The 8,628-nt window shown below is 58.0% G+C and carries 12 protein-coding genes and 2 tRNA genes; 7 read left to right on the top strand and 7 right to left on the bottom strand.

Translation table 11 applies throughout. The features are described 5' to 3' along the window. The 4 genes from ASD00_RS23955 to ASD00_RS23940 all read left to right on the top strand — a co-directional run. A partial coding sequence (locus ASD00_RS23955; protein ID WP_156585761.1) for a glycoside hydrolase family protein occupies positions 1 to 547 on the top strand: 547 nt, incomplete at its 5' end. A gap of 117 nt (positions 548 to 664) precedes the next feature. Then, entirely contained in the window at positions 665 to 904 is a 240-nt protein-coding gene (locus ASD00_RS41900) for a hypothetical protein (RefSeq protein WP_082523698.1), read from the top strand. Beyond that, complete coding sequence (locus ASD00_RS23945; protein ID WP_244496112.1) at positions 904 to 1,278, top strand: DUF1515 family protein; 375 nt, start codon at positions 904 to 906, stop codon at positions 1,276 to 1,278. The genes ASD00_RS41900 and ASD00_RS23945 overlap by 1 nt, the downstream gene beginning before the upstream one ends. A 162-nt stretch (positions 1,279 to 1,440) precedes the next feature. After that, on the top strand, positions 1,441 to 2,883 hold the full coding sequence (locus tag ASD00_RS23940) for a DUF1254 domain-containing protein (protein ID WP_057209430.1): 1,443 nt from the start codon (positions 1,441 to 1,443) through the stop codon (positions 2,881 to 2,883). A gap of 322 nt (positions 2,884 to 3,205) precedes the next feature. Here ASD00_RS23940 and ASD00_RS23935 read toward each other — a convergent pair whose 3' ends face one another. Beyond that, positions 3,206 to 3,565: a helix-turn-helix transcriptional regulator gene (locus ASD00_RS23935; RefSeq protein WP_200951489.1), complete on the bottom strand. Its 360-nt coding sequence runs from the start codon at positions 3,563 to 3,565 to the stop codon at positions 3,206 to 3,208. A gap of 315 nt (positions 3,566 to 3,880) precedes the next feature. Here ASD00_RS23935 and ASD00_RS39190 point away from each other — a divergent pair, with 315 nt between their 5' ends. Continuing rightward, positions 3,881 to 4,273 (top strand): hypothetical protein, encoded by a 393-nt coding sequence (locus ASD00_RS39190; RefSeq protein ID WP_244496111.1) that lies wholly within the window; start codon positions 3,881 to 3,883, stop codon positions 4,271 to 4,273. A gap of 68 nt (positions 4,274 to 4,341) precedes the next feature. Then, positions 4,342 to 5,478 carry a non-homologous end-joining DNA ligase gene (gene ligD, locus ASD00_RS23930; protein ID WP_348272073.1) on the top strand — a complete coding sequence of 379 codons (1,137 nt, stop codon included), beginning with the start codon at positions 4,342 to 4,344 and terminating at the stop codon, positions 5,476 to 5,478. 385 nt (positions 5,479 to 5,863) lie between these two features. Here ligD and ASD00_RS41895 read toward each other — a convergent pair whose 3' ends face one another. From ASD00_RS41895 to ASD00_RS40340, 3 genes are all read right to left on the bottom strand, one after another. Then, positions 5,864 to 6,001 carry a hypothetical protein gene (locus ASD00_RS41895; protein ID WP_244496110.1) on the bottom strand — a complete coding sequence of 46 codons (138 nt, stop codon included), beginning with the start codon at positions 5,999 to 6,001 and terminating at the stop codon, positions 5,864 to 5,866. Between the two features lie 239 nt (positions 6,002 to 6,240). Next, positions 6,241 to 6,486, bottom strand: a complete 246-nt coding sequence (locus tag ASD00_RS23920) for a hypothetical protein (RefSeq protein ID WP_057209420.1) — start codon at positions 6,484 to 6,486, stop codon at positions 6,241 to 6,243. Positions 6,487 to 6,540: 54 nt separating this feature from the next. Beyond that, positions 6,541 to 6,717, bottom strand: coding sequence for a hypothetical protein (locus ASD00_RS40340; protein ID WP_156585759.1), 177 nt, complete (start codon positions 6,715 to 6,717; stop codon positions 6,541 to 6,543). A 302-nt stretch (positions 6,718 to 7,019) separates the two neighbouring features. On the opposite strand from ASD00_RS40340, the gene ASD00_RS23915 reads away from it, so the two are divergent. Beyond that, positions 7,020 to 7,586, top strand: coding sequence for a hypothetical protein (locus tag ASD00_RS23915; protein ID WP_156585757.1), 567 nt, complete (start codon positions 7,020 to 7,022; stop codon positions 7,584 to 7,586). A 211-nt stretch (positions 7,587 to 7,797) separates the two neighbouring features. Here ASD00_RS23915 and ASD00_RS23910 read toward each other — a convergent pair. The 3 genes from ASD00_RS23910 to ASD00_RS23900 form a co-directional block, all read right to left on the bottom strand. Next, positions 7,798 to 7,874, bottom strand: a tRNA-Arg gene (locus ASD00_RS23910). A 34-nt stretch (positions 7,875 to 7,908) separates the two neighbouring features. Next, positions 7,909 to 8,214, bottom strand: coding sequence for an ETC complex I subunit (locus ASD00_RS23905; RefSeq protein ID WP_025426983.1), 306 nt, complete (start codon positions 8,212 to 8,214; stop codon positions 7,909 to 7,911). A 282-nt stretch (positions 8,215 to 8,496) separates the two neighbouring features. After that, positions 8,497 to 8,573 (bottom strand) — tRNA-Pro (locus ASD00_RS23900). Positions 8,574 to 8,628: the final 55 nt, after the last annotated feature.

The raw sequence follows: 8,628 nt of genomic DNA, 5'->3' as shown, positions 1-8,628 counted from the left end.
CCATACCAGCGCCGCCGGCGCGCCGGTGGTAAAGCCGGGCATGGTAATCACCGAGACACGCGCCGAAGAGATCCTGCGCGCCGATCTCGCCACGTTCGAGGAGCGAGTCTCGCGCCTGGTCAAAGTGCCGCTGACGGATAACCAGCACGCGGTGCTCGTCTCCTTCGACTTCAATACCGGCAAGCTGCATTCGTCGACCCTGTTGAAAAAGCTCAACAAGGGCGACTACGACGCCGTGCCGGCCGAGCTGATGAAGTGGGTCAACGCCGGCGGCAAGCGGGTAAAGGGTCTCGTCAACCGCCGCGCGGCTGAAGCCGGGCTCTGGGCCAAGGGCGAGTTCGTTTCCAGCAACACCGTGCCGGCTGCTCCGAAGGCTCCGGAAGTCGTGACGAAGGAAAATGTCAGCTGGCTCGCCGGCATCGTCTCGACCCTCGGCTTTGCTTTCACCGGCAATGGTCCGCTGCAGTGGGCACTGGCCGGCATCATTGTCGCATCGTTTGCGGGCGGCGCTTTCCTGTTCATCCGCAAGCGGCTCGATCCGGCATGATCCCCTGGCCGAAGATCCTCGGCGGCGTGCTCGTGCTCGCTGCCATCACCTGGGCCGTCCTTGAGATCCGCGAGGACGGCGCCCGATCAGTCACCAACGCATTCGAGAGGCAAAACAATGCGGCGGCACATTCCGCGGGCGATGCTCGCTCTGACTATGATACTTGCCCTGACGGCCTGTGGGACTTCGGCGCCAGCGAATGTCGACGGCCTGCGGCGGGTCGCCGGAACTGACCTGGTCGGCGCGCGAGGGGCGACGCCGGCGGATCAACGAAAGATAGACCGGACTGTCGTCGGCCTTTGCGCCGGCGGCGTCTGGACGAATGCGGAATGCGTGAGGCACGGGGAAGGGCGGTAATGGCATCCACAGAGACAGAGGCGGCTGTCCACCGCCAGCTTGGCGAACTGGCGGCAGGAATGCGAGCCCTGCAAGACACGATGCGCCGGATAGAGGAGGGCGCCGACCGTGCGGAAGACAAGGCGGCCGAGAGCCGTGCGGGCGTGCATCGCCGCATGGATGAGCTTGTCGGTCGCGTTGGTCATCTTGAAACGTCGACGGCAACAATTGTCGCCGACGTGGCGGAGATGAAACCGGTAACCGACGACGTGAAACGTTGGAAGCTGATGGGCATCGGCGCGCTCGGCGTCACAGGGATAGCTGCGATGGCGCTCGGGGTGAGTTTCGCGGAAGCGATACGGCGCATTGTATTTGTGATTATCGGGAAGGTGTGAAACCGCTCTGCGGAAGCGGTGCGAGGAGAGAAAGCGGCCACAGTGTGAGCGGTCGACTGGGCCGAGCCGGCTATTTCTACGACAAGTTTTGGAGTCGATTTTTCTCCCGCTGTGAGTTAGCATCTCGCCGCTAATGCACATTGTTGCAGTTCGGAGGGAAACATGAATATTTCGCGTCGAGCATTCACGACATCTACGTGTGCGGGGCTTGCTATGGGGGTCTTAGCGGGGCCCGTTGTTGCACAGGACGGTTCGCTTGGCGACGAGCTGCTGGGACGGACCGACTTCTGGACAGCGCTAGAAGCCTATATCTATGCCTATCCGCTGGTCACCATGGAATATACCCGGCGAGTGATCACAAACGTGGCGGAGCCCAAGGGCACCAAGGCGCCGATGGGCCAGATTGGTCGACTGCGTGCCTATCCGGACGCCTCTTTCCGCGACGTGACAGCTCCCAATGCAGATACTCTTTACACCTATGGTTTCTTCGATGTCGCCAAGGAACCCTACGTCTTGAGCCTTCCGGATATGGGCGATCGCTACGCGCTCTTCCCAATGCTTGACGGCTGGACCAACGTCTTTGAAGTGCCCGGAAAGAGAACAACAGGAACGGGCGCCCAGACCTATGCGATCACCGGACCGGAGTGGACGGGGACCCTGCCTGAAGGCGTGACCGAGTACAAATCACCGACAAGCATGGTTTGGCTCCTCGGACGTATCTATTGCACCGGCACGCCTGAGGATTATGCCGAAGTCCACAAGCTTCAGGATGAGGTCAAACTCGTTCCCCTGAGTGGCTACGGAACCGACTACACGCCGCCGGCCGGCAAGCCTGACCCGACTATCGATATGAAGACCGCCGTTCGTGAGCAGGTCAATGCGTTGGATGCAGTCAGCTACTTCAAACTGTTCTGCGACCTGCTGAAGACTAATCCACCCGCCGCGGCAGACGCTCCACTGCTGGAGCGGTTGGCGACCATCGGGATCGTTCCCGGCCAGGATTTCGACGAGAGCAAACTTGACGTCGTCCTTCAGAAGCGTCTCCCACAGATCGCCTACGCGCGGATTATGTTGCACTTCAAGGATAGTGGTGGCGATGTAAAGGACATCAACGGCTGGGCCTACACGACGAAAACGGGTCTCTATGGTACGGACTATGTGCAGCGCGCCCTGATCACGGCAATCGGGCTTGGTGCGAATCGCCCACAGGATGCGGTTTATCCGACGAGTACGAAGTCCGGCGATGGCCTGTTTGCTCGCGACTATAACGGTTCGGAAAAATATGTGATCACCTTTGCCAAGGGGCATCTGCCACCGGCAAACGGCTTCTGGTCCATCACGATGTATGACGCGGGATACTTCTTCGTTGATAACCCGCTGAACCGCTATTCAATCAGCCCGCGCCAGGACCTCAAGGCCAATGCTGACGGATCGACCGATATCTACATCCAGCATGAGTCTCCAGGCACAGACAAAGAGTCGAACTGGCTACCTGCCCCGAAGGGAAAGTTTATTCTGATGATGCGGTTGTATTGGCCAAAAGAAGGAAATCCGTCAATCCTCGACGGATCGTGGGTCCTGCCGGCTGCAACGAAGGCAGATTGACGAGCATAAGCCGAAAGGATCGGGCCTCGGATGCTTTACAGCAGCCTCCGGGGCCCGGCATCAGGACAAGCCCCCTGCGAAAGGGGAAGGACGAAGCCGCATTCGTGCCGCGCACTCGGCGAGGAATTTGCGTTCTCGTCCGCGGGTCTGGGTGTCGCGGGCAATTGATTCTCGCATCAGAGCAAGTGCGGGTGTATGGTTCAGATCTTGAATGCAATCTCCTGCGGCCTCCGATGCTCTCCTCTCGGAGGCCGTATTTTTTGCCTCACCTTCGCCACTGCAGATGTCCCTGGTCCTTGGGACGGGTGATAAGTCCTCCCCGTCAATCCGGTTCGGCGAATATTTTCTGCATCCGGGCCAGTTTGCTTTCAAGAATCTTCAGCTTGCTTTCTGCGGCTTCAAGGCGTTGCAGCAAGGCGGTTACTCTCTTGTCCCGTCCATCCTGCGGACCTTCACCGATGATATCCATTGGGTGCGCGTCCAACACCTCGCAAATTTGCATCAGCACTGGAATGGAGACACGATTTGTCCCATTTTCGTATTTCTGAACCTGCTGAAACGACAGGCCGATCAAGCTTCCCAGTTGCCCTTGAGAATACCCTCGCATCTTACGTATGGCTCTGATGCGCTGGCCCATCTGCCTGGAAAGCGCTTTTGCCGCATCTGCCGTCGTCCGACCCATATGCATCCCCTGTCGCTAGCTTTGCCGGTCGAATATGCGCAGCTGACGCCGCGTAGGCTAGGCAGATCGTAGTTTGCCTTAAAAATTTGGCCCGGCGGTCAGGACAAGACAGACAGCGGCTGCGGGGATTGAAATACGGATCTCGAGACAGGTATTCCGCCACAGCTGGAATAGTTGTAAACTTTGATCACTGGGTACGCATTCCAATTGCGGCCTCCATGGTGGAGGCCGCTTTTTTGTAGGTGAAGCCATAGCCATCAGCTTCGCAAAATCCAACCTGGCTCACGAAGCCGAAGGGCTACGCCGAGGCGGTCCATGGGTTCCTCACCAGCTACAGCACTTTTGGTGCCTTTTGCGGTTTTATTGATGGGTCTGTTCGCATCGAGCGATGCCCACATGGCGGCTGGCGGTTGGACCTACCCACCCGTCTGTTGCAATGGCGACGATGTCGATGGTGACTGCCAAGCGATTCCGAGTTCGGACGTCACGAAAGGGCCATTCGGATTCTCAATTCACCTTCATCCAGGGGACCATCATCTCGTGACGAGAAATCAGCTATTGCTGATCTACGGAACGGAGATTCGATCTCACGACTATGACTATCACATCTGCCTTCAGCCAACAGATGACCCTTCTGAAGCTGCGGGAATGGGGCAGAACGGGAAATACCGCGTTAACTGCTTCTTCGTGCCTCCGGACGGTGCTTGATTGGTAATTCTCTCGTCGTTCCGCGACGGCAGTGGGACAAGGTCCATGTCTGCGGCGACGTAAGTATCGTGGCCGACGGCGCAGATGTCGCACCCAGCGGCAATCATCTCAGCCACAAAATCCGGGAGTTTCGAGCGGTGAGACGTTTTCGCCATCTCGTGCGTTTATACGGAATGGCTAAAACGCTGAGAAAGAAACCGCCCCCTGGGCCGATGGCGGATCCCATGCCGGATCGCGTCGAGCCATGCCTTGCGCTGCTTGCTAAGAAAGTGCCGGCTGCTGGCGATTGGGCATTCGAAATCAAGTGGGACGGCTACCGCTTAGCGGTGCATATCGAGCCAAGCCGCGTGCGCATCCTGACGCGCGGCGGCCATGACTGGACGCACCGTTTCCCGGCGATCGAGGCGGCTGCGAAGGTTCTTGGGCCGACAGCCATGATTCTCGACGGTGAGGCGGTGGTGCTGGACGAGGCCGGCCGCTCGAACTTCGGCATGCTGCAGGCTGCACTCGGCGGCCGCGGCGGCAAGCGCGTCGCCGGCGAGGCGCTGTTCTATGCCTTCGATCTTCTCTACTTCGACGGCCACGACCTGCGCGGCCTGCATCAGCGAGAACGGCGGATGATCCTGGAAGATACGATCGAAGAGGGGGCACCCATCATTCGCGTGTCGGAAGAGATCGAAGGCGAGGGCGCGGCCATCTTGGCGCAGGCCTGCAAGTTCCGCCTTGAAGGTATCATCGCGAAGGACAGGCGGGCTCCCTATCGATCCGGCCGGAAGGGCGATTGGCTCAAGCTTAAATGTCATCGGAGTGACGGCTTTGTCGTCGTTGGGTACGAGCCGTCGACGAAGGTTCGGGGCGCAATCTCTCGTCTACTGTTAGCGGCAAGGCGAGGCGACGAGCTGGTTTATGTTGGTGGCGTCGGAACGGGCTTTACGGACAAGATGACCCGCGATCTTCGGAAGCAGTTGGCAGCCATGCCGCCGAAGGTGCCGCCGGTCGCACTGAAGCGCAATAACGTCGTGTTCTGCGAGCCGGCATTCGTGGCCGAAGTCACCTATACCGAGATCACCAGCGACGGGAAACTTCGCCACCCATCGTTCAAAGGGCTGCGCGAGCTGGCCGACAATGCCGACGTCTTCGAGCTCAAAAAATGGGCCCCGGGGAAGAGGGGCCTTGGAGCATGCTATGTTGGGGCGCTCGTATAACTCGGATGCGGCAACAATGTTCCATCGCTGCGGTCGACAATCAGCGTCCACCCGGATCACGTTACCGCTGTTGTTGCTGCACTGCTTGCACCGCATGCGTCGTCCGAGGGCCATGATAGACTGCGTCGTGCCGAACCGACGCGCTAGGCCGTGCCGATCAAGGTGACGTTCCCAGCCGCAGCGTTTGCAATGGCAGAAAAGCTCATACCATTCCGGCAGATTAGCGAATGTGATTTCTTCCGGTCGTCCGGCTGGCTCCGCATTGCCAGCCGGTACGATCGGGAGGGCGGGGCCTCCGAAGGCATCGGGTCGCTGTATTTCAATTGGCAGCGATCATTGAAGTTGTTCCTGGTTTTCGAGCAGCCGTTGGCTTGAGCCAGCTTCTCTAGGAGGGACGGCATAGGAATGTGCCGACACGTTCTAGCAGCGCTTTGGCGTCATATTGCTTCTTCACGCCGCAGGAGCATTCGACGCGAACCTTGGCGACAAGCTCGGAAAGCCACCAGGCACCGTTCTTAGGCATTGCCCTTCTTCCATTCCGGTCGATGTTCGTAGCAGAACCAGTTCGGGGGGGCCCTTCCGACAGCGAAGCCGAAACCGCCCCACTTCTTACAGTTAGGATGTTCGCATAGGTGGACATACGGGCTGCTTGCGGCTTTTGCCGCGCCGGTTTCGTCGCTCATGCTGATGCCTTCTGAGAATATCTGTTCTACAAATGTTCTCATTGGCGCAGAGAGTCAACGACCAGATTAAGGGAGGGCGTCAGTGATGTTTCGGTGCGAGCAGCACGACGCCGGCGCCGAGGTCAAACATTTCCGTTTCGGCATTCATTGCCAGGTAATTGTTTTCCGCCAGCTCGATCAAAGCCTCGGCGACTTCATTTCGTGACCAACCGGCGGCCTCAGCTTTCGTGGCCAAATATTGGAATTCAGCCTCAAGCGCTTCCTGGCAGTGAAGGCTGCGATCGGGATGGCATTTCGGATGCTTCGGCGCGGGGATTTTCGGCATGGCGGTTCCTCTGCAGAAGATGTTGGGGCGGCAACTACTGTTCGCAAGGCCATGCTAGTGAAATGGCGTCGCGATAATGCCGCGCCGGATCAACTCATGGAGTGCCGCGCTTGCGATATCCGCGACGTCGTCTGGCATTGGCACCTTGTCGAGTGCTGAATCGATCATCACGATGCAGATGTTCAAGAGTTCCTCGTCGCTGAACTCGGTGACTTGCTTCCTATCGTCCATGGCTGTCTCCTCTTTGGGAGACGGTAGGCCGAGCCGAAAAAGCGTTCTAGATGCAAATGTGACAGGTAAGATTTCGCTATAACGTCGGTGGCGATCGAACGGGTGAAAACAAAAACGAGTCACAGAGTCCCGAAATAATTCGTCGCGAAATTAGCCCACTCTCCTGGGGGCAAGGGGTCGTGGGTTCGGACTCCGCCGTTAGTAAATAGTTTTCGCCCAACGATTGATGCTCTTGAAGGTGCAACCCTCACTGTGTCACAGGTGCGGCATGGGGAACTCTGTCGAGGGTGCTGTGGGGGCGGATGAGTGAAAAGGCGAATACGCCAGGTCAATTGCGTGGCAAGGCGAAGATCGCATTTGGGATCTGGGCGCTAGCTGGTGCACTGCCTGTGTTGGCCAAGATGTTTGGCTATCAATTCTTGCCGTCGACGGAGTGGCTGAACCGCACATTCCTTGTGGGCATTGGTGCTGGTCTGATTTCTGCCGGCGGCGCAGTTTGGATCGTCTGCAGAAGGTTGGCCACGGCTCCGGACGGCGGCGAGGTCAGAAAGGCGGCTGCCGTGATGGGTGCTCCGTTCCTCGGCTATTTTTTCGGGAATCACGCTGTCGTCTTCACTGGTCCGATGATCATTGCATTGCTGGCCGGGAGCCAGGTCGAGCTTTCTTTCACCGTTGCCGATGCCAACCGGCACATTTCCAGTCGATGCCCGTCTTCGATCGAGCTGCAAAGTTTTCCAATCGTGTTCGAGCGCCTGTGTGGCGTTCCGGAGGAGGTTAGGCGCAATCTGGTCTCTGGCGGCCAGATCATTGTCAGCGGCCGAGGTACCAGCTTGGGCGTTTATGCTGACAGGCTCCGCGCAGATAAATAGACGATTGCGCTGCGGCTACGACCGCAGGCTAGGCACAAAAATGCCCCCTTCTTAGTTCGCAGGGCACCGAGAACCGAACAAGAACACTTTACGGGATTTTTCCGGGACTATTTGGGTGACTCTCGGGAGTCTGGTGCCAAAACGTTCCGGTTTCGGGTGTTTCGCACAATTTGCCGATTCGCGAAAAATCATTTAAATTCAGGGAGGTAGGTGGCGACCCCTGCAGGATTCGAACCTGCGACAACCTGCTTAGAAGGCAGGTGCTCTATCCAACTGAGCTAAGGGGCCGTTCCGGGCAGGGCCCGTCGAAAACGGCAGGACCTCAATGGGTCCAGGGCTGCATCCGGCTGAAACGGAAATTGTCCGGGTAGGACACAGTCTTGCGCGTCGCCTCTTTCGGCGCGATCACGCGGTATTCGATGCCGTTGCGTTCAGCGTAGGCGATTGCCTGTTCCGCACTTTCGAAAGTCAGTCGCAGTTGCTGCAACGTGTCGCCGGAGCTGGTGTAGCCCATGATCGGATCGATGGTGCGCGGCTTTTCCTGATCGAACTCCAGCAACCACAGATTCGTCTTGGCTTTACCAGACTGCATGGCGGTCTTTGCTGGACGATAGATCTTTGCGGACATTGTCTCGAACGGCTCCGTTATTTCGCTGGTGGAGCATTTTGCGGCCCCAACATGCGTCTTCCCATAGCGCAGAATGATTTAAAACGGAATGACTTTCAGACGGATAAATCTGGCTTTTCGTCCGTATTTTGTCAGTGCAAGGTGAGTGGTCGATTTACCATGAGGTGGCAATGGCATCACCGCATCCTGCGATCCGGGGCACAAAATGCCCGATATGCCCACATATTGGCGGCAACCAACATCGAGGGCAACTAATAACATAAGATTTTCAAGGGATTTCGTTGGTCGGAGTGGAGAGATTCGAACTCCCGACCCTCTGGTCCCAAACCAGATGCGCTACCAGGCTGCGCTACACTCCGTGCCAACGGCGCCGGAGATACACGCTTCACCCACGCCCTGCAACATGAAATTTCA

This window comes from Ensifer sp. Root31 (assembly GCF_001424825.1).
Taxonomy (GTDB): Bacteria; Pseudomonadota; Alphaproteobacteria; order Rhizobiales; family Rhizobiaceae; genus Ensifer; species Ensifer canadensis.
This window is presented reverse-complemented; position numbering and strand designations above follow the sequence as displayed.